This is a genomic window from Pseudomonas sp. NBRC 111124 (assembly GCF_001320245.1).
GTDB lineage: Bacteria > Pseudomonadota > Gammaproteobacteria > Pseudomonadales > Pseudomonadaceae > Aquipseudomonas.
Genome location: NZ_BCBA01000027.1, coordinates 147,164 through 166,437, shown reverse-complemented (window position 1 = coordinate 166,437; position 19,274 = coordinate 147,164). Strand labels below are relative to the sequence as shown.

Sequence of the window (19,274 nt, the reverse complement as noted above, 5' to 3'; positions counted from 1 at the left end):
GGTCAGATTTGATGTTGTTACGGTACTGAAAGCATTGATTTAGAGCGTTTTCTTTGAAAATTGGAGTGGCCCGTCGCCAGCGTTGAAAGCTATGCTAGAGTGCTCGGATAACTCGACAAACGGGCTCTGCCGGATTTCGTCGTCTCAAAGGGATTGGAGGCCATCGCGACGCGACCGGACAGGCCATGCTGGGGCTGTATGCGCTATTTGCTGATTGTGCTTCTGGGCTTGCTGCCCGTGCTGGCCGGAGCCGTCGAATTCGACGAGGCGACCCGGCACCTTCCCTTGGGCAAAGTCATGCAGGTCTACGAGGACCGTGACGGCAGCGCCAGCATTGCCCAGGTCAGCGCGCCGGTCTTCGCCAGCCGTTTCCGCACGCACCACCAGGAGGTGCTGAATGCCGGTTACTCGACGTCGGTGTTCTGGCTCAAGGTCGACCTGCACTATGTGGCCTCTGCCGAAGCGCAGCCGCGCCAGTGGTTGCTGGAGCTGGCATACCCGCCGATGGACCATATCGAGCTGTACTTGCCGGGCAATGATGGCGAGTTCCGCCTGGCCCAGCGCACCGGCGACGCCTTGCCCTACGACAGCCGACAGATACGCCAGAACAACTATCTGTTCGAACTTCTTTTGCAGCCCGGGCAGTCGACCACCGTCTACCTGCGCCTGCACAGCCAGGGCTCGGTGCAGGCACCCCTGGCGTTGTGGTCCGCCGAGGCCTACATGGAAGACCAGCCGACCCGCCTCTATGTGCTGGGCATGATCTACGGCGTGCTGCTGGTGATGGCGGTTTACAACCTGTTCATCTACCTCAGTGTGCGGGACGTCAGTTACCTCTACTACATTCTCTACATTGCCTCGTTTGGCTTCTACCAGGTGTCGGTGAACGGGGCTGGGGTCGCTTATTTCTGGCCGGACAATCCGTGGTGGGCCAATGCCGCGACGCCGTTGTTCATCGGCGCCGCAGGCCTGTTCGGTTGCCAGTTTGCACGGCACTTCCTGCAACTGAGCAAGATCAGCCGCGGCTTCGACCGGTTGCTGCAGCTATTGATGCTCGGTGGCGTGCTGGTAATGGTACTGTCGGTGAGCATGCGCTACGGCATCGCCTTGCGCATGGCCACGGTGCTGGCCCTGCTGTTCACCGTGAGCATCTTTGCGGCCGGGTTGTATGCCTGGGTGCGTGGCCTGCGCGTGGCGCGCTGGTTCATCATCGCCTGGACGGCGTTTCTCCTCGGCGGGTTGGTGAACACCCTGATGGTACTGGGCTACCTGCCCAACCTGTTCATCACCATGTATTCCAGCCAGCTGGGTTCCGCGCTGGAAGTGGCGTTGCTGTCGCTGGCCTTGGCCGACCGCATCAACAGCATGCGCGAACAGCAGGCGCAGACGCTGCGTGATACTGGCCAGGCGTTGGAGCAGATGAACCAGCAACTGGCCAGGAGCAACCACCTGAAGGATGAGTTCCTCGCCACTGTCACCCACGAACTGCGCACGCCGATGAATGGCGTGATCGGCTCGCTGGAACTGATGCACACACTGCCCATGAGTGCCGAGATGGCCCAGTACCACCGCACGGCGGTCGGTTCGGCCCAGGGCATGATGGACATGGTCGACGACATTCTCACCTTGACCGAATTGCAAGCCGGCCGCATGCGCCTGCAGGCGCAGCCGTTCAGCTTGCGGCGCACGCTGCAGGACTTGCGGGCCGGCTATGCCGGAACGGCTTTAGGCAAGGGGTTGTACCTGAGCCTGGACATTCCCGCCGAGTTGCCGGACGAGTTGCTGGGCGATGCGCAGAAAGTGGCGCGTTGTCTGGGCTGCCTGGTGGACAACGGCCTGAAGTTCACTCATCAGGGTGGGGTGATGGTGCAGGTCCGCGGGCGCCGTTTGGGCCCGGACAGCCTGGCGTTGACCTTCACCATCAGTGACAGCGGCATCGGTTTCGATGATCTGGACCAGGCGATTCTCTATCAGCGTTTCTTCCAGGTCGACGGCTCGATGACCCGGCGTTATGGCGGGTTGGGTATTGGCTTGTCGATCTGCCGGCAGCTGGCCGAACTGCTCGACGCCAAGTTGTCCCATGAGTCGACGCGGGGGTTGGGGAGCCGGTTTGAGTTGACCTTGAATGTGGCGATTGCTCAGGTGCAGATACCGCCGGGCAGGGCCGTTTCGGGTGCTACTCGATTCTGATTCAAGGTGGTTTATCAGGGCTGCTCGCCACATGTTTAGTCATTAATGTCACTTTGACTGACCCGCAGGGAGTGCTTCACTGGGCTTTTCAGGCATGCCCGGATCCAGGAGCTCCCAATGAACCTGCACCAGTACGCTGAAACCCACGAAGTCACCAATCAACCGCCATCCCTCGACGGTGCCAACCTGTACCGCCTCGACCTGCCGCTGCAGGAGTGGTCGCGGCGCTTCGGGGCCGGTTGGGCCGAGTCGCGGATCGACGCCTATGGTGCCCTGGCCGGCGGCCCGCTGATGGCCGCTGGCTTCCTGGCCAATGCGCACAAGCCGGAGTTCAGCAGCCATGACCGCTATGGCCATCGCATCGACCTGGTCGAGTTCCACCCCGCCTACCACGAACTGATGCGCACCGCCGTCGAGCATGGCCTGCCATCGTTGCCCTGGGCCGAGCCTCGCCCTGGCGCTCATGTGGCACGGGCGTCGATGACCTACCTGCACAGCCAGGCCGAGGCCGGTACCGGCTGCCCGCTGACCATGACCTTTGCTGCCGTACCTGCGCTCAGGCTGCAGCCCGAACTGGCCGAATACTGGCTACCGAAAATCCTGGCCTGCGAGTACGACCCGCGCAATGTCGGTGACCGGCACAAGGCCGGGGTGACCCTTGGCATGGCCATGACCGAGAAGCAGGGCGGCACCGACGTGCGTGCCAACACCACCCGTGCCTACCCGGTCGGCAGCCCCGGCCCCGGGCAGGCCTACGAGTTGGTCGGGCACAAGTGGTTCTGCTCGGCACCGATGTGCGACGCCTTCCTCACCCTGGCGCAGACCGACAAGGGCCTGAGCTGCTTCCTGCTGCCGCGTCATCGGCCTGACGACAGCCGCAACCAGTTCTACATCCAGCGCCTGAAGAACAAGTTGGGCAACAGCTCCAATGCCTCCAGCGAAGTCGAGTTTCGCGGTGCCTTGGCATGGATGGTGGGCGAAGAAGGACGCGGCGTGCCGACCATCATCGAGATGGTCGCCATGACCCGCTTCGACTGCATGGTCGGCTCCAGCGCACTGATGCGCCAGGCATTGACCCAGGCGGCACACCATTGCGCACATCGCAAGGTCGGTGGCCGGGTGCTGAACGAACAACCCCTGATGCAGAACGTGCTGGCCGACCTGGCCCTGGAAAGCGAGGCCGCGCTCGCCTTGAGCCTGCGCATGGGGCAAGCCCTGGAGCAACTCGACGATCCGCAGCAGGCGCACTTCGCGCGGCTGGTGACAGCGGTGGGCAAGTACTGGATCTGCAAGCGTGCGCCGGCCATGATCAACGAGGCCGCTGAGTGCCTGGGCGGTGCCGGTTACGTCGAAGACAGTATCCTGCCGCGGCTGTACCGCGAAGCGCCGGTCAACTCGACTTGGGAGGGTTCTGGCAACGTGCAATGCCTGGACGTGTTGCGCGCGTTGTCCAAGGAACCCGGCGTGCTCGATGCACTGTTCGCCGAGCTGGGCGACGGGCATGGCGATCCGCGCTTGGCTGCGCATATCGGCAACCTCAAGGGGGCGTTCGCCGACACCAGCGATATCCAGTACCGGGCACGGCAACTGACCGAGGACATTGCCTTGGCACTGCAGGCCAAGCTGCTGCTGGAGGCAGGGAATACCGTGGTCAGCGATGCGTTCATCGGTAGCCGGCTGACCGGTGGCGGGCGGGTGTATGGCGCATTGCCGCGAGGCATCGATGTCGCGGCGCTGGTGGCGCGGGCGACGCCAGCCTGGCCAGGTTGAATACGGCGGCTGACCACCGGGGATGTATTTAGTAACAAAGGCAGGCAAGATGGCTGACATGCATGTCCAGACAGGAAGCCGAGTGTGAGCCAAGCGTTTGTAGTCGTTGATACCCCCGAACAGGCCGTCGACCGTCTGGCGGCCCTGCATGAACAGGCCACCGGGGCGCTGAGCCAGGCCCTCAAGCGCTACCTGAAGGACCGTACCGAGCCGAGTGCCGATGAGCGCGCGGTGTACCGATACCCGGCGCTGCGCCTGACCTACTACAGCCACGGCGAAGTCGCCGCCACTACCCGCGCCTATGCCAAGGTCCAGGTGGCGGGCACTTACAGCGTCACCGTCACCCAGCCCGCAGCATTTCGCGGTTACCTGCTGGAGCAACTGCGCCCGTTGATGCACGACTATACGGTGACCGTGGAAGTCGGTGTCAGCGAACAGAACATCCCTTACCCCTATGTGGTCGACCAGGGCGATGAGCTGGCTGGCAGCGGCATCACCGCCGCCGAGCTGGCGCGGGTGTTCCCCAGCACCGACCTGTCGGCAGCTACCGACAACATCGCCGATGGCCTGTATGACTGGGGCAATGCCGAAACCCTGCCGCTGGCGCTGTTCGATGCCGCCCGCGTGGACTTCTCGCTGCGCCGCCTGGTGCACTACACCGGCAGCGACTGGCGCCACGTTCAGCCGTGGATCCTGCTGACCAACTACCACCGCTACGTCGACCAGTTCATCAGCCACGGTCTCGAGCAGCTGCGTGAAGACCCGCGGTTCGTGCGCATGGTGCTGCCGGGCAACGTAATGATCGAAAAGGGCATGGATCACGGCGAAGCTCAGGCCCTGGTGGCCAGTGTCGTCTGGCACCGCTATCAAATGCCGGCCTACCACCTGATCGCTGGCGACGGTGATGGCGTGACCCTGGTCAACATCGGCGTCGGCCCGTCCAACGCCAAGAACATCACCGACCACCTGGCTGTGCTGCGTCCGCACTGCTGGCTGATGATCGGCCACTGCGGCGGCCTGCGCCAGTCGCAGACCATCGGCGACTATGTGCTGGCCCACGCCTACATGCGCCGCGACGGCATTCTCGATCGCGTGGTGCCACCGAACATTCCGATCCCGGCGTTGGCTGAAGTGCAGCTGGCGCTGCAGGAAGCCGCAGCGCAGGTCACCGGCGAGCGTGGTGAAGAACTGAAGAAGCGCCTGCGCACCGGCACCGTGCTGACCTATGACGACCGCAACTGGGAGCTGCGTTGGGCCCAGGAGCGCCCTTTGATCAACCTGTCGCGCGCCGTGGCGGTGGACATGGAAAGCGGCACCATCGCGGCCCAGGGCTATCGCCTGCGGGTACCGTACGGCACTTTGCTGTGCGTGTCCGACAAGCCGTTGCACAGCGAAATCAAGCTGCCAGGTTCGGCCAACGCCTTCTACAACCGTGCCGTCAGCCAGCATCTGAAGATCGGCATCGCCGCACTCGACCTGCTGCGCACCGAGCTCAATTCGTTGCACTCGCGTAAACTGCGCAGCTTCGATGAGCCGCCGTTCCGCTGAGGATCCATGCCACTGCCACCCCGTTCCAAGCCGCGCCGCCCCCAGGCGCGGCCTGCCGGCCCCCGTCGCCAGGCCAAGGCGCCACCGGCCGAGCCACGCCTGATTCTGTTCAACAAGCCGTTCGATGTGCTGACCCAGTTCAGTGACGGTGAAGGGCGCGCGACCCTCAAGGACTTCATCGACATCCCTGGCATCTACCCGGCCGGACGGCTGGACCGTGACAGTGAAGGCTTGTTGCTGCTGACCAACGATGGCGGGCTGCAGGCGCGCATTGCCGACCCGAAGCACAAGTTGCCCAAGACCTACTGGGTGCAGGTGGAGGGTGAGCCGAGCGACGAGCAGATCCAGCGTTTGCGTGATGGCGTGGAGCTCAATGATGGCCAGACCTTGCCTGCCGAAGCCCGGCGCCTCGACGAGCCCGAGCTATGGCCGCGCAATCCGCCGGTCCGGTTTCGCAAGAGCGTGCCGACCAGCTGGCTGGAATTGGTGATCCGCGAAGGGCGTAACCGCCAGGTGCGGCGGATGACTGCCGCGGTGGGCTTGCCGACCTTGCGCCTGGTGCGGGTGCGGATTGGCGACTGGGCGCTGGATGGGCTGGAGCAGGGCTGCTGGCGCGAGGTTGCCCCGAAGCTGGCGCGTTAGGGCCTAGACCCCTTCGAGAAACGCCACCACCACGCTCTTGATGATGAAGGCCAGCACCCCCAGCCCAAGTACGAAGAACAAAATCATCGTGCCAAAGCGCCCGGCCTTGGACTTTTTCGCCAGGTCCCAGACGATGAAGCCCATGAAACCGATCAGTACGGTGACCAGTACGATCATCATCCATTCTTCGAATACGGCGGGATCCATCTGTGTACTCCAGGCAGGCTGAGCTTCCGATTATAGGCGGGCAAGCGGGTGTTTAGCGCAGGTGTGTCAATGGCAGCTCGGTACTTGCCAGTACCTGGTTGAGCACGAAGCTCGAGCGCACGCTGGTCACGCCTTCGATCCGGGTCAGGCTGCCTAGCAGCAGTTTCTGGTAGTGGTCCATGTCTGGCACCACCACCTTGAGCTGGTAGTCAGCATCCATACCGGTGACCAGGCTGCATTCGAGTACCTGCGGCAGGTTGCGGATGGCGGCCTCGAACGTCTCGAAGCGTTCCGGGGTGTGTCGGTCCATGCCGATCAGCACATAGGCGGTCAAGCTCAGGCCTAGCTTCTTGCGGTCGAGCAGGGCGACCTGGCGCGAGATATAGCCGTCGTCTTCAAGCTGCTTGACCCGACGCGAGCATGGCGATGGCGACAGGCCGATGCGTTCGGCCAGCTCCTGGTTGGAGATGCGCGCGTCGCGCTGCAGTTCGGCGAGGATGCTCAGGTCGTAGCGGTCAAGTTTGCTCATGGAAAAAGCCTTTTCTGTACGGATTGCGGTGAATTATCAATCCAGGGTTAAAAATTGCGCAAGTGCTATTTATCTGAGCAATCTTCGCAATCTTGTGCCGCAACCCATCCCGTATCGTTAACCCCAGAATCACTGCCCGGACATCAGTCCACGGCGACGCGCCCTAGGCGGGCGGTCGCGGCCAGCCATCCAACAGGATCTGCAGGCCCCCGGGCTACACAGCTTCCAGAAGACGCTGTGAGGTGAGCCGGCGCCACAAGTGCCGAGCACGGACGACAATTCCCAAAGGGAGGCCAATGGCCTCCCTTTTTTAATGGCCGCGATTTCATCTGCCCCTGGCGCCAGCGCGGTAGACTGGCAGCATGCCGTTTTCTTTACCGTGAGGAACAACATGAAGTCGCGCATCTGGCAGTTCGCAGGTGTTGGTTTGCTGGGTTTGAGCATCAGCCTCGGGGCCATGGCCGAAGGGCCGGGCGAGGGGCGCGGTGATGGGTTTGGCAACGGCCCTGGCCGCCCACTCAACTCGCGTGACGAAGTGCAGCAGACCCAGCCCGCGCGGCAGGGCTACTACCAGGATATCCCTCGGCACAATGGCGACAATCGTCACTGGCAAGCCGGCGGCCCAGGCCAGCGGCCCGGCGGCGACTGGCAGGGGCGCCCGGACGGCCACGGCAATGGCTGGGGCCCGGGGCCACAGTATCGTCCTGGCCATTCCATCGATCATTTCCCGGACCGCTACTGGAAGGTGCCGTATCGCGGCAATGACTACTTCTACTCGGGTGGCTACTGGTATCGCCCGCACGGTGGCAGTTACGTGGTGGTGACCCCGCCTTACGGCGTGCGGGTCAGCTATCTGCCGTCCTACGCGCGGGAAGTCTGGCTGGGCGGCGCGCTGTTCTTCCTGGTCGCCGATACCTATTACCAATACCTGGCCGATAGCCAGGAATATGTTGTGGTCAACCCACCCTCGATGGCGCCGGCACCGTTGCCAGCGTCAGCCCCGGCCAGCAACAGCTATGACGTGATCGCCTATCCGATGTATGGCCAAGGGCAGGAGCAACAGGATCAGGACCGCTACCAGTGCCACCGCTGGGCCGTGAGCCAGTCAGGCTTCGACCCGGCGACAGCGCCATATGCACCGCCCGTCGAGGTGGCGAGCAACTACCGCCGGGCGTTGGGCGCCTGCTTCAGTGGCCGGGGCTACAGCGTCAACTGATTCACACGGGGTCGGCATGTACCATCACATCCGCCTGTGGATAACGCTGGCGGATGACTTCCGAGGCCCGCACGCACAGGTCGTGGGCATCATTGAGCGGCAACTGCCCAGGCAGCTCCAGGTGTAGTTGCACGAACCACTGGTTGCCCGACACCCGCGTACGCAGGTCATGCACGCCTTTCACACCGGGAATGCCCAGCACCAGTTCGGTCATCCCTTCGCCGATGTCGCCGGGCAGTTCCTTGTCCATCAGGATCGCCGTGCTTTCGCGGGCGATCTGCAGGGCACTCCAGAGAATGTAGAAGGCGATACCGAGGCCGAACAGCGCATCCAGTTGCGGCCAGCCGAAGCGTGCCAGCAGCAGGGCGAGCAGGATGCTGCCGTTGAGCAGCAGGTCGGAGCGGTAATGCAGCGAGTCGGCGCGCACAGCGGTGGAACCGGTCAGGCGAATGACCTTGCGCTGCAACGCCAGTAAGGCGACCGTCAACGCCAGCGACAGCAGCATCACGGCGATGCCAATGGCGGTGCCACCCAGCGGCGCCGGAGCTTGCAGGCGCTCGACAGCCTGCACCCCGATCAGCACCGCGCTAACCCCGATGAACAGCGCCTGAGCCATGCCGGCCAGGGCCTCGGCCTTGCCGTGGCCGAAACGATGGTCGTCATCGGCCGGGCGCAAGGCGTAGTGCACGGCGAGCAGGTTGAGGAATGAGGCGACGGCATCCAGGGCCGAGTCAGTCAGCCCGGCCAGCAGGCTGACCGAGCCGCTCAGCCACCAGGCTACAGCCTTGCTCACGACCAGGATGCTGGCCACCGCCAGTGAGGCGCGGGTGGCCAGGCGCAGCAGGCGCTGGTGTTCGGCCGGGGTAATCATGCCCAAGGCAATGTCCTTGTGTGAATCAGGCCGCAGGTACGAGGCCCAGCGCCGCCAGCTGCTCGACGCTGCCGCGGTGCTGGATCAGCCGTGGGTCATCCAGCGGCAGGCGCTGGCCCAGTTCGCTTTCCAGAATGGCCTGCAGCTTGAGGTTGTCGACCTTGCCATCCGGGCTGACGGCGTCACGCAGTTTTGCCGGATCGACCTGGGCAGTGTGCCCGCCCTTGTAGTAGATGGCGCCCGTGGCGAAGTCGATGCCAAAGGCGATCAGGCCCGGGATCACATAGAACAGGATACCGATGGCGTCCATCGCGGCAACCACGGGGTCGATCTTGCCGCCGATCTGGCCACGGCGCTCGGGATAGAAAATGGTGCCGCAGGCCGTCAGCTGGGTCAGCAGAGTGACGATCAGGGCGCCACCAATGACGCGGGATGGGATGCGCATGTAAATCTCCGAAAAGTATTCAGCAGGGCAAGCGAAGCGCCAGCACCTGAAGCTAAGACCATGATAGAGCAGGCTGGGTTCGCCGTTATACTCGCCAGACTGTTCGAGGACCACCATGATTTCTTTACCGATCGATGCCGTCTTGCCCGCCCTGCGCGAAGCCCTGGAAAACCGCGACGAAGCCGTGCTCGAAGCGCCCCCCGGCGCGGGCAAGACCACCCGCGTGCCGTTGGCGCTGCTGAACGAGCCGTGGCTGGCAGGGCAGACCATCCTGATGCTCGAACCGCGCCGCCTGGCTGCGCGGGCGGCGGCCGAGCGCCTGGCCAGCGAGCTTGGCGAAAAGGTCGGCGAAACCGTGGGCTACCGCATTCGCCTGGACAGCAAGGTCGGCCCGAACACCCGTATCGAGGTGGTCACCGAAGGCATCCTCACTCGTCGGCTGCAGTCCGACCCGGCACTCGAAGGTGTGGGCCTGCTGATCTTTGACGAATTTCATGAGCGCAGCCTGGATGCCGACCTGGCCCTGGCGTTGAGCCTCAATGGCCGCGAGCTGTTGCGTGACGACCCGCCGTTGAAGATCCTGCTGATGTCTGCGACCCTGGAAGGCGAGCGCCTGTCGCGTTTGCTCGACGACGCGCCGGTGGTCAGCAGCGAGGGGCGCATGCACCCGGTGGATATCCGCTGGAGCCGACCGTTCCAGCCGGGTGAGTTCATCGAGCCACGGGTTGTCGATAACGTGCTGCTGGCATTGGCCGAGCAGCCTGGCAGCGTGCTGGTGTTCCTGCCTGGCCAGGCCGAGATTCGCCGTGTGCACCAGAGCCTGCAAGACGCTCTGGGCGAGCGCCCCGATGTGCTGCTGTGCCCGCTGCACGGTGAGCTTGACCTCAATGCCCAGCGCGCCGCGATCGACCCACCGGCCAAGGGACTGCGCAAGGTGGTGCTGGCCACCAACATCGCCGAAACCAGCCTGACCATCGACGGCGTGCGCGTTGTCATCGATGCTGGCCTGGCGCGCGTGCCGCGTTTCGATCCGGGTAGTGGCATGACTCGCCTGGATACCCAGCGCATTTCCCGTGCCAGCGCTACCCAGCGTGCCGGCCGTGCCGGGCGCCTGGAGCCGGGGGTGTGCTACCGGCTGTGGTCCGAGGCTCAACATGACCAGCTGGCTGCCCATGGCAGCGCCGAGATTCTTCAGGCCGACCTTGCCGGCCTGGCCCTGCAACTGGCCCGCTGGGGTGTTGCACCGCAGCAGCTGTGCTGGCTCGACCAACCGCCCGCAGCAGCCTTCTCCCAGGCCCAGGACCTGCTGGCGCGGCTGGGCGCGTTCAAGCCGGGCAGTCGCGGTAACCTCAGTGACCACGGCCAGGCCATGGCCGAGCTGCCGGCACACCCACGTATCGCTCACCTGCTGCTGCGTGGCCAGGACCTGGGCCTGGCGACCATGGCCTGCGATGTCGCCGCGTTGCTTGGCGAGCGTGATATCCAGCGCGGTGGTGGTGCCGACCTGCACAGCCGGCTGGCATTGGTCAGCGGCGAGAACAAGGCCAGCCGCGGTGGCCAGGGCGGCGTGCAGCGCGCGCGGCAGCTCGCTCGCCAGTACCGCAGCCTGCTGCGCGGCAAGCCCGCAGCCGCTGTTGCCGACCCCGATCACCCCCGTTGGCTCGGCGCACTGCTGGCGCTGGCCTATCCCGATCGAGTCGCCCAGCAGCGTCGCGAGGGCGGCGCGGAGTATCGCCTGGCCAACGGCCGTGCGGCTTTGTTCGCCGAGGTCGACGCGTTGATGAAATGCCCGTGGCTGGTAATCGCCGACCTGGGCAGCCGCCAGGGCCAGCGGGAAGAGCGTATCTATCTTGCGGCCGAGTTCGACCCGGCGCTGCTCGACGATGTGCTGGCCGAGCAGGTCGAGCGCGTCGATATTCTCGACTGGGACGAGCGCGAGCAGGTGCTGCGTGCCGAACGCCAGATTAAGGTGGGCGAACTGGTACTGGCTCGCGAACCGTTGCCTGGCCTGGATGATGAAGCCCGCGCCAAGGCGCTGCTTGGCCTGGTGCGGCGCAAGGGCCTGAACCTGCTGACCTGGACCCCGGAGCTGCGCCAATGGCAGGCGCGGGTGGCGTTGTTGCGTCAGCTGGATAGGGAGAAGGAAGGGCAAAGCGAGTGGCCCGATCTGGGTGACGAGGCGCTGCTGGCGACCCTGGAAGATTGGCTGCAGCCCTACCTGGGCAAGGTTTCGCGCCTGAGCCACTTCGCCGCCCTGGACCTGTCGTCGATCCTGCGCAACCTCTTGCCCTGGCCCTTGCCACAGCGCCTGGACGAATGGGCTCCGTCGCATCTGGCAGTGCCGTCGGGTTCGAACATCCGCCTGGACTACAGCGAAAACCCGCCGATCCTCGCCGTGCGCCTGCAGGAACTATTCGGCCTGGCCGACACGCCGCGTATCGCCCAGGGCCGCCAGCAGCTGAAGCTGCACCTGTTGTCGCCAGCACGTCGACCGGTGCAAGTGACCCAGGACCTGGCTAACTTCTGGCGCACGACCTATGCCGAGGTAAAGAAGGACCTCAAGGGGCGCTACCCGAAACATTACTGGCCGGATGACCCGTTGGTAGCTGAAGCGACCGCGCGGGCCAAGCCGCGCGGTACTTGATTGAAAAGGAGTGAAAACTGCCCTCAGCTCATGCCTCTGTGCGCACGATGAGGAACTCGATGGCGGATTCCCCGTTGATGGTAAGGTGAGCCGTACTGGTCTCTAAAGTGACACGATGCCCTTGGTGATCGCGAATCAGGCAGTGAAGGCTATCGGACTCCCAGTTGAGAGGCTCCAGCTTCCAGAAGTCATTGACCTCGGCGTAGTGGTATAGGCCCAGGAAGCCATTGCGGCTCAGGCCAAGTTTGCGACCTCGGTCCGAAGCGAGGCTGATCATGAAATTCAGTCTGTTTGGGGTTTGTGAGTGATATTCAAAAAAGAAGATCGCGGGCTCTTCGCTGTTGTTTGCTCTCAGCCATCCGTCGTCAGTTCTGACAGTGCCGGTGCCCCGGGACAGCGAGACGGGGCCGTAGAATTTGTTCACATGTGAAATAGGCACTCTACGGTTGCCGGAAGCTAAAAAGATCTTGGCAGTAAAGGACTGGGCGTCGGCCCAGGCATGTGCAGTGACGAAATCGTTCATGCGTTACTCCTGCTTGAAGTCAAGGCACACCAGCGTGCGATGGCTTTAAGCAGGGGGGCAGCTTGAACGATTTCCTGGTCGCGCCCAGGCCTCATCCACTCAGTGTTCGGGATGGGCCTCCAACAGCATGAACAGGCGATACAGCACCACCGTGCTGAAGAGTTGCAGGAAGCCACTCAGGCTGTCCAAAGCCAGTTCAACACCCGGCGCAGGCTCGGGGAAGGCCATCAGCAGCAGCCCATCGATCAGCCAGATCGGTGCCAGCACGCCGAGCACGCAGATCATGATGCGCAGGAAGTGCCCGGTGGTCATGCGCGCACTTTCACGCATCGACTGCACCACCGGCAGGCCGCGCAACACCAGCAGGTATTCGGCGAACACCAGGTTGATCATGATCCACACGCCCGGGAACACCAGCAGCGCGAGGCCGGCCATGATCAGCAGCGAGCTGATCGTGATCAGCAGGGCCAATTGCGGCCACAGCTGCACGGCGCGGGCGAACAGGTCGCGTTTGCGGACCTCCTGGCCGTTGCTGCGGGTGTCCAGGTAGAGGATCAGTGCCGCGCTGTACAGCGGGTAGAACAGCAGGCTGACCAGCAAGCCGTAGGCCGCGGAGGCCTGGTCGCCCAGCTGCCGGTACAGCAACTGGGTGATGAGGGCTTCGAGCACCACCAGCGGCAGGCACAGCGGGATGATGTTGGCCAGGTGGCGGCGGAAGAAGTACAAGGAGTCGCGCAGAACGCTCAGCGGATTCATCAGTCAACATCGCACGGCAGTAAAAACAGGGGCCTAACTTTAGCCCAGAGCTGTCACTTGCTGAAAAAAGTTTCACCCGTGAAGCGATTGAATCCTCCGCCCGGGCGCCCCATCTTTGCCGTGTCCGATGTCCTGCTAGCCCATGAGGTAGCCCCATGAACACTGATGAACAAACCCTGATCGACGGCCTGTTCGGCCGCATCAAGCAAGCCGAAGACCCAAGCCAGCCGCGTGATGCGCAGGCCCAGGCACGGATCGAGGAGCATGTCCGCCAGCAGCCGGCGGCGCCTTACTACATGGCCCAGGCAATCCTGGTTCAGGAAGCCGCGATCAAGCGCCTGGACGAGCAGAACAAGCAGCTGGAGGCCGAACTGAAGCAGGCCCGAGCGCAGCTTGAGGCGACCCGTGCCAGCAGTGGTAATGCCGGCGGTGGGTTCCTGTCGAGCATCTTCGGTGCCGGTGCACGCAATCCGGAGCCGGTTCAGCCGCAGCGCCCAAGTGCGCCGGTCGCATCGGGTGGCGGTTGGCGCGAGCCGAATGCGCCGGGCTTCTCCCAGCCGCAGCAGCCGCCGCAAATGCAAGCACAACCGCAAGCCGGTTTTGGCGCCGCGCCGGCGCGCAGTGGCGCCAGCAGCTTCCTCGGTGGCGCGATGCAGACCGCTGCGGGCGTCGCCGGTGGTGTGTTGCTTGCGCAAGGCATCAGCAGCCTGTTCAACCACCACTCGCAGCCTGAAGAGGTGGTCGAGGTGATCAAGGAAGAGCCGGCACCAGCCAGTGACAGCGGCGGCTGGAATGACCAGGGTGCACAGCAGCAGGTCGCCGACAACGGTGGCTGGGGCAATGACCAGGGTGGCTGGGCTGATACCGATTACGGTAATGATGGCGGTGGCTTCTTCTCGGATGACGATACGTTCGTCTGACCGGTCTGGCATACTGCTGGCATTTCCGAAGGGGCGCTTTGCGCCCCTTTTCATGTCGAGGGTATGTGGTGAAAAAGATCGCGCTGTTCGCCGATGTGCAGAACCTCTACTACACCGTGCGCCAGGCCCATGGTTGCCACTTCAACTACACCGCACTGTGGAAGGAGGTCAGCCGCGAAGGCGAGATCGTCGAGGCCGTGGCCTATGCCATCGACCGTGGCGACAGCAAGCAGCAGCAATTCCAGCAGATCCTGCGCAACCTCGGTTTCGACGTGCGCCTGAAGCCGTTTATCCAGCGCAGCGACGGTTCAGCCAAGGGCGACTGGGACGTGGGCATCACCCTTGATGTGATCGATGCCGCCAGCCGGGTCGACCAGGTGGTGCTGGCCTCTGGTGACGGTGACTTCGACCTGCTGCTGGAGCGGGTCATCCAGCGCCATGGCACCGAAGCTGTAGTCTATGGGGTCCCCGGGCTGACGGCGTTGTCGCTGATTCGCGCCGCCACCCGTTATGTGCCCATCGAGGGCGCGCTGTTGCTCAAGCACTAAGGTTTTTCATGGAACGTATTGCTGTCATCGACTTTGAAACCACCGGTATTTCCCCCGGTGCCGGCTGCCGTGCCACCGAGGTGGCGGTGGTGATGCTGGAGCGCGGGCGCATTGTCGAGCGCTACCAGAGCCTGATGAATGCCGGCGTGCCGGTGCCGGCCTTCGTTGCCGGGTTGACCGGCATCACCACTGCCATGCTGCGCACGGCGCCGCCGGTGGACAGGGTAATGAACGAAGTGGCCGAGTTTGTCGGTGATACCCCGTTGCTGGCGCACAACGCTGCCTTCGACCAGAAGTTCTGGGATTACGAACTGAGCCGCATTGGTCGCAGCCGCCAGCAGTCCTTCGCGTGTTCCCTGCTGCTGTCGCGGCGCCTGCTGCCGGCGGCGCCTAACCACAAGCTGGGCACGCTGACCCGTTGGGCCGGGTTGCCGGATACCGGTACCGCGCACCGGGCCATGGCCGATGCCGAAATGGCTGCCAACCTGCTGCAGCATTTGGCCGGTGTTTTACGCGGGGCCCATGGTGTCCAGCAACTGTCCCACGAGCTGCTCTGCCGTCTGCAGAAAACCCCTGCCGCGAAGGTTCGCGAAACCTTGGCCAGGTTGGCGTTGTGAGCGCACCAAAAGTGTGCCGCTCATTTCGCGCAGTTTTGTAACTTATCTTTACTTGCGCACGGCCCTAAACTCGGTCCCCCGAAAACGGATTTCTGAGTTGCCTGCCATGTCTGCCTCCCGTCGCTTTCCGCTGCTGCTCGTCGGCGCCTTCCTGGCCTTGTACCTGGTCTGGGGGTCCACTTACCTGTTCATCCGCATTGGCGTCGAGTCATGGCCGCCAATGCTGATGGCGGGTGTGCGCTTCATGATCGCGGGCGGCCTGCTGTATGGCTTTCTACGCTGGCGCGGTGTGCCGGCCCCTACCTGGCCGCAATGGCGAGCGGCAGGTGCCATCGGCTTTCTGCTGCTCAGCTGCGGCAACGGCGGTGTGACCGTGGCCGAGCATGCGGGGGTGGCATCAGGCGTGGCGGCGCTGGCGGTGGCGACGGTGCCGTTGTTCACCTTGGTGTTCGGCTTGCTGTTCGGCCACCGCAACTCGCGCCTGGAATGGGCCGGGATTCTCCTTGGCCTGCTTGGCATCGGTTTGCTCAACCTTGGCTCTAACCTGCAGGCCAGCCCCATTGGCGCTGCGCTGATCCTGTTCGCGGCGGCTTCGTGGGCGTTTGGCTCGGTGTGGAGCAAAAGCCTGCCGCTGCCCCAAGGGCCGATGGCCAGTGCCGCCGAGATGTTGGTCGGCGGCGCGGTATTGCTGCTGGGCAGCGTAGTATCGGGCGAGCGCATGACGCAGATGCCAAGTGCTGCGGGCTGGGGCGCGCTGGCCTATCTGGTGTTGTTCGGTTCGATCCTGGCCTTCAGCGCCTACATGTACCTGCTCAAGCACGTGCGCCCGGCCGCTGCCACCAGCTATGCCTACGTCAACCCGGCGGTGGCGGTGCTGCTGGGCATCGTCTTTGCTGGCGAAGCGATCGGCGCGGAAGAATGCCTGGCCATGGCGGTGATCATCGGCGCCGTGGTGCTGATCGGCCTGCCACAGTGGCGCAAGGCACCCGAGCAGCCGTTGAAGGGCGAAATCTGCAAGTAGCCAGGGGTGATGCGGTAAACTTGCCGCCTTCGCTGAACCCCCTGACGGTATTGCCATGAATTTCGCCCAACTCGGCCTGATCGAACCGTTGCTGCGCGCCTTGCAGCAGCTGGACTACACCACCCCGACCCCGGTCCAGGCCAAGGCCATCCCTGCCGTGCTGGCCGGCCGTGACCTGATGGCCGCGGCCCAGACCGGCACCGGCAAGACCGCCGGTTTTGCCCTGCCGGTGCTGCAGCGCCTGGCCCTGGAGGGTGAGAAGGTCGCCAGCAACTCGATCCGCGCACTGGTGCTGGTGCCGACCCGCGAGCTGGCCGAGCAGGTGCACAACAACGTGCGCGAGTATGCCGAGAACCTGCCGCTGAGCACCTACGCGGTGTACGGCGGTGTGAGCATCAACCCGCAGATGATGCGCCTGCGCCGTGGCGTCGACCTGCTGGTCGCAACGCCTGGTCGTTTGCTCGACCTGTTCCGTCAGAACGCGGTGAAGTTCAACCAGGTGCAGACCCTGGTGCTTGACGAAGCCGACCGCATGCTCGATCTGGGTTTTGCTGAGGAACTGCAATCGGTGTACGCCGCCTTGCCGCGCAAGCGCCAGACGCTGCTGTTCTCCGCCACCTTCTCCGAGCAGATCCGCATGCTCGCCGGCCTGGCCCTGAACGATCCGCTGAGCATTGAAGTCAGCCCGCGCAACGCCGCCGCGACCACGGTCAAGCAGTGGCTGGTGCCTGTGGATAAAAAGCGCAAGGCCGACTTGTTCATGCACCTGCTACGCAAGCAGCGCTGGAAGCAGGTGCTGGTGTTCGCGAAGACCCGCAATGGCGTCGATCAGCTGGTCGAGCGCTTGCTGGCTGAAGGGGTGAATGCCGATGGCATCCACGGCGACCGCCCGCAGGCCACCCGCCAGCGCGCGCTGGACAGCTTCAAGGCGCGGGAGATCCAGGTGCTGGTGGCGACCGATGTCGCGGCCCGTGGCCTGGACATCGACGACCTGCCGCTGGTGGTCAACCTCGACCTGCCAATCGTGGCCGAGGACTATGTGCACCGCATTGGCCGCACCGGCCGGGCCGGCAACAAGGGCGAGGCGATCTCGCTGGTGTGCGCGGACGAAGTGCAGATGCTGTCGGCAATTGAAGTGCTGACCCGGCAGACCCTGCCGCGCCATGAAGAGCCTGACTTCATCCCCGAGCACCGGGTACCGTTGACCGATGCCAGTGGCCAGGTTGTGAAGAAGCCGAAGAAACCGAAGAAGCCCAAAGAGAACAGTGCCAAGCGTGGCCTGGGGCGTTGGATGGACAGCACCGAAGCGGGTGCTGCCGAGCCAGCGGTGAAGGCCGTGCGCAAGGTGCCGAGCTTCAACGGCGGGCCGCGCAAGCGCAAACCTTGAGATCCTTGGGGCCGCTTTGCGGCCCTTTCGCGACACAAGGCCGCTCCTACAAGGGCACGCGACTCCCTGTAGGAGCGGCCTTGTGTCGCGAAAGGGCTGCGAAGCAGCCCCGGCAATCAATCAGGCAGACCGCGCCAGCCAATCCACCACGGCTCGCCCCGCCCGCAATCCAGTGGCAAAGCACGCCGTCAGCAGATACCCCCCGGTCGGCGCCTCCCAGTCCAGCATCTCGCCCGCACAGAACACCCCCGGCATCCGGCGAACCATCAGCCCTTCATCCAGCCCTTCGAAACGCACGCCACCGGCACTGCTGATCGCTTCATCCAGCGGACGCGTTCGTACCAGCGTGATCGCCAAAGCCTTGATCGCCCGCGCGAGCGCCTGAGGATCGGCAAACGTCGCCTGATCCGTCAGCTCCCGCAGCAACCCCGCCTTGACTCCATCGATGCCCAACTGACTGTGCAGATGCTTGGCCATCGAACGTGACCCGCGCGGCTTGGCCAGCGCCTGGGCAATCTTGTCCACAGGCTTGTCTGGCAGCAGATCGAGCAACAGCCTGGCGTGCCCCTCATGCTCGATGGCCTGGCGCAGCTGCGCCGACCATGCATACACCAGGCTGCCTTCGACGCCTTGGGCCGTGAGGATGAACTCCCCTTTGCGCGGCGCCATGCCCGGCACGCTCAAAGCAATATTCTTCAGCGGTGCCCCCGCGAACTTGTCCACAAGCAGCTGGCTCCAGCCTTCCACCTCGAAACCGCAGTTGCTCGGCCGCAGCGGCGAGATATCCACAGCACGCTCGGCCAGCAGTGGCTGCCAGGCGCCATCAGAGCCCAGCCTTGCCCAGCTGGCCCCACCGAGGGCCAGCACCACAGCGTCGGCCTTGACCTGCAATTCACCCTGTGGATAAGCGATCTGCAAGCTTCCGTCGGCATTCCAGCCCAGCCAACGATGGCGGGTGTGGATAACTACACCGTTGTCACGCAGGCGCTTCAGCCAGGCGCGCAGCAGCGGCGCGGCTTTCATGCCGGTCGGGAACACCCGGCCCGAGGTACCGACAAAGGTTTCTATCCCCAGCCCATGAATCCACTGGCGCAGCGCCTCGGCATCGAAGTCGCGCAGCAATCCGTCAAGCTGGTCCTCACGCTCGGCATAGCGCGAAACGAACTGTGGATAAGCTTCTGAGTGGGTAATGTTCATGCCGCCGACGCCGGCCAACAGGAACTTGCGGCCCACAGAAGGCATGGCGTCGAACACTTCCACCGCCAGGCCCGCCTGGGCCATGGCTTCTGCGGCCATCAGGCCGGCAGGGCCGCCGCCGATCACGACGGCCAGGGGAGGGGAAGCGAGGGATTTATCTGGCATGGTAGGCAGCAGGCTGTGGAAAAGACCGCACATTCTAGCGCAGGAGTGCTAGCGGAAGCACTGTTCAAAAATTGATCA

Annotated in this window: 18 protein-coding genes; 11 read left to right on the top strand and 7 right to left on the bottom strand. The window is 64.0% G+C overall.

What is annotated here, in order from left to right:
* Positions 1-198 precede the first annotated feature (198 nt).
* The 4 genes from APH28_RS11725 to APH28_RS11710 all read left to right on the top strand — a co-directional run bounded on the left by APH28_RS11725 (position 199) and on the right by APH28_RS11710 (position 6,150).
* Entirely contained in the window at positions 199-2,190 is a 1,992-nt protein-coding gene (locus tag APH28_RS11725) for a hybrid sensor histidine kinase/response regulator (RefSeq protein ID WP_060509479.1), read from the top strand.
* A gap of 117 nt (positions 2,191-2,307) precedes the next feature.
* Positions 2,308-3,960, top strand: a complete 1,653-nt coding sequence (locus tag APH28_RS11720) for an acyl-CoA dehydrogenase family protein (RefSeq protein WP_060509477.1) — start codon at positions 2,308-2,310, stop codon at positions 3,958-3,960.
* Positions 3,961-4,044: 84 nt separating this feature from the next.
* The gene (gene amn, locus APH28_RS11715) at positions 4,045-5,508 is read left to right on the top strand and encodes an AMP nucleosidase (protein WP_060509475.1); all 1,464 of its coding nucleotides are present in this window, start codon (positions 4,045-4,047) and stop codon (positions 5,506-5,508) included.
* A 6-nt stretch (positions 5,509-5,514) separates the two neighbouring features.
* The gene (locus APH28_RS11710) at positions 5,515-6,150 is read left to right on the top strand and encodes a pseudouridine synthase (protein ID WP_060509473.1); all 636 of its coding nucleotides are present in this window, start codon (positions 5,515-5,517) and stop codon (positions 6,148-6,150) included.
* Positions 6,151-6,153: 3 nt separating this feature from the next.
* Here the strand turns inward: APH28_RS11710 and APH28_RS11705 are convergent, their stop codons facing one another.
* Together APH28_RS11705 and APH28_RS11700 are read right to left on the bottom strand one after the other, a co-directional pair.
* A complete protein-coding gene (locus tag APH28_RS11705; protein WP_027917747.1) occupies positions 6,154-6,357 on the bottom strand; it encodes a DUF2788 domain-containing protein in 204 nt (67 codons plus the stop codon).
* A gap of 52 nt (positions 6,358-6,409) precedes the next feature.
* Entirely contained in the window at positions 6,410-6,886 is a 477-nt protein-coding gene (locus APH28_RS11700) for an Lrp/AsnC family transcriptional regulator (protein WP_003249795.1), read from the bottom strand.
* A gap of 391 nt (positions 6,887-7,277) precedes the next feature.
* Between APH28_RS11700 and APH28_RS11695 the strand changes: the two genes are divergently transcribed.
* The gene (locus tag APH28_RS11695; protein WP_060509472.1) at positions 7,278-8,102 is read left to right on the top strand and encodes a DUF6515 family protein; all 825 of its coding nucleotides are present in this window, start codon (positions 7,278-7,280) and stop codon (positions 8,100-8,102) included.
* A 1-nt stretch (position 8,103) separates the two neighbouring features.
* Here APH28_RS11695 and APH28_RS11690 read toward each other — a convergent pair whose 3' ends face one another.
* On the bottom strand, positions 8,104-8,973 hold the full coding sequence (locus APH28_RS11690) for a cation diffusion facilitator family transporter (protein ID WP_060509470.1): 870 nt from the start codon (positions 8,971-8,973) through the stop codon (positions 8,104-8,106).
* Between the two features lie 25 nt (positions 8,974-8,998).
* The gene (locus tag APH28_RS11685; protein ID WP_060509604.1) at positions 8,999-9,418 is read right to left on the bottom strand and encodes a hypothetical protein; all 420 of its coding nucleotides are present in this window, start codon (positions 9,416-9,418) and stop codon (positions 8,999-9,001) included.
* Between the two features lie 115 nt (positions 9,419-9,533).
* Here APH28_RS11685 and hrpB point away from each other — a divergent pair, with 115 nt between their 5' ends.
* Positions 9,534-12,062, top strand: a complete 2,529-nt coding sequence (gene hrpB / locus APH28_RS11680) for an ATP-dependent helicase HrpB (RefSeq protein WP_060509468.1) — start codon at positions 9,534-9,536, stop codon at positions 12,060-12,062.
* A 28-nt stretch (positions 12,063-12,090) separates the two neighbouring features.
* On the opposite strand, the gene APH28_RS11675 is transcribed toward hrpB, so the two are convergent.
* Positions 12,091-12,585: a hypothetical protein gene (locus APH28_RS11675; protein WP_060509466.1), complete on the bottom strand. Its 495-nt coding sequence runs from the start codon at positions 12,583-12,585 to the stop codon at positions 12,091-12,093.
* Positions 12,586-12,684: 99 nt separating this feature from the next.
* A complete protein-coding gene (locus APH28_RS11670) occupies positions 12,685-13,341 on the bottom strand; it encodes a YciC family protein (protein ID WP_060509464.1) in 657 nt (218 codons plus the stop codon).
* A gap of 155 nt (positions 13,342-13,496) precedes the next feature.
* Here APH28_RS11670 and APH28_RS11665 point away from each other — a divergent pair, with 155 nt between their 5' ends.
* The 5 genes from APH28_RS11665 to APH28_RS11645 all read left to right on the top strand — a co-directional run bounded on the left by APH28_RS11665 (position 13,497) and on the right by APH28_RS11645 (position 17,834).
* Positions 13,497-14,261, top strand: a complete 765-nt coding sequence (locus tag APH28_RS11665) for a DUF2076 domain-containing protein (RefSeq protein WP_060509462.1) — start codon at positions 13,497-13,499, stop codon at positions 14,259-14,261.
* 68 nt (positions 14,262-14,329) lie between these two features.
* A complete protein-coding gene (locus APH28_RS11660) occupies positions 14,330-14,809 on the top strand; it encodes an NYN domain-containing protein (protein WP_054883934.1) in 480 nt (159 codons plus the stop codon).
* 8 nt (positions 14,810-14,817) lie between these two features.
* Complete coding sequence (locus APH28_RS11655) at positions 14,818-15,426, top strand: PolC-type DNA polymerase III (protein WP_060509459.1); 609 nt, start codon at positions 14,818-14,820, stop codon at positions 15,424-15,426.
* A 106-nt stretch (positions 15,427-15,532) separates the two neighbouring features.
* On the top strand, positions 15,533-16,447 hold the full coding sequence (gene yedA, locus APH28_RS11650; protein ID WP_060509457.1) for a drug/metabolite exporter YedA: 915 nt from the start codon (positions 15,533-15,535) through the stop codon (positions 16,445-16,447).
* Positions 16,448-16,502: 55 nt separating this feature from the next.
* Positions 16,503-17,834 (top strand): DEAD/DEAH box helicase, encoded by a 1,332-nt coding sequence (locus APH28_RS11645; protein WP_060509455.1) that lies wholly within the window; start codon positions 16,503-16,505, stop codon positions 17,832-17,834.
* Between the two features lie 120 nt (positions 17,835-17,954).
* Here APH28_RS11645 and APH28_RS11640 read toward each other — a convergent pair whose 3' ends face one another.
* Positions 17,955-19,196 (bottom strand): TIGR03862 family flavoprotein, encoded by a 1,242-nt coding sequence (locus tag APH28_RS11640; protein WP_060509602.1) that lies wholly within the window; start codon positions 19,194-19,196, stop codon positions 17,955-17,957.
* Positions 19,197-19,274: the final 78 nt, after the last annotated feature.

What these genes read in the sequence shown, in the direction of transcription:
- APH28_RS11725 (WP_060509479.1), top strand. Translation starts at nt 199, where the DNA reads ATGCGCTATTTGCTGATTGTGCTTCTGGGCTTGCTGCCCGTGCTGGCC.
- APH28_RS11720 (WP_060509477.1), top strand. Translation starts at nt 2,308, where the DNA reads ATGAACCTGCACCAGTACGCTGAAACCCACGAAGTCACCAATCAACCG.
- APH28_RS11710 (WP_060509473.1), top strand. Translation starts at nt 5,515, where the DNA reads ATGCCACTGCCACCCCGTTCCAAGCCGCGCCGCCCCCAGGCGCGGCCT.
- APH28_RS11705 (WP_027917747.1), bottom strand. Translation starts at nt 6,357, where the DNA reads ATGGATCCCGCCGTATTCGAAGAATGGATGATGATCGTACTGGTCACC.
- APH28_RS11700 (WP_003249795.1), bottom strand. Translation starts at nt 6,886, where the DNA reads ATGAGCAAACTTGACCGCTACGACCTGAGCATCCTCGCCGAACTGCAG.
- APH28_RS11695 (WP_060509472.1), top strand. Translation starts at nt 7,278, where the DNA reads ATGAAGTCGCGCATCTGGCAGTTCGCAGGTGTTGGTTTGCTGGGTTTG.
- APH28_RS11690 (WP_060509470.1), bottom strand. Translation starts at nt 8,973, where the DNA reads ATGATTACCCCGGCCGAACACCAGCGCCTGCTGCGCCTGGCCACCCGC.
- APH28_RS11685 (WP_060509604.1), bottom strand. Translation starts at nt 9,418, where the DNA reads ATGCGCATCCCATCCCGCGTCATTGGTGGCGCCCTGATCGTCACTCTG.
- hrpB (WP_060509468.1), top strand. Translation starts at nt 9,534, where the DNA reads ATGATTTCTTTACCGATCGATGCCGTCTTGCCCGCCCTGCGCGAAGCC.
- APH28_RS11675 (WP_060509466.1), bottom strand. Translation starts at nt 12,585, where the DNA reads ATGAACGATTTCGTCACTGCACATGCCTGGGCCGACGCCCAGTCCTTT.
- APH28_RS11670 (WP_060509464.1), bottom strand. Translation starts at nt 13,341, where the DNA reads ATGAATCCGCTGAGCGTTCTGCGCGACTCCTTGTACTTCTTCCGCCGC.
- APH28_RS11665 (WP_060509462.1), top strand. Translation starts at nt 13,497, where the DNA reads ATGAACACTGATGAACAAACCCTGATCGACGGCCTGTTCGGCCGCATC.
- APH28_RS11655 (WP_060509459.1), top strand. Translation starts at nt 14,818, where the DNA reads ATGGAACGTATTGCTGTCATCGACTTTGAAACCACCGGTATTTCCCCC.
- yedA (WP_060509457.1), top strand. Translation starts at nt 15,533, where the DNA reads ATGTCTGCCTCCCGTCGCTTTCCGCTGCTGCTCGTCGGCGCCTTCCTG.
- APH28_RS11645 (WP_060509455.1), top strand. Translation starts at nt 16,503, where the DNA reads ATGAATTTCGCCCAACTCGGCCTGATCGAACCGTTGCTGCGCGCCTTG.
- APH28_RS11640 (WP_060509602.1), bottom strand. Translation starts at nt 19,196, where the DNA reads ATGCCAGATAAATCCCTCGCTTCCCCTCCCCTGGCCGTCGTGATCGGC.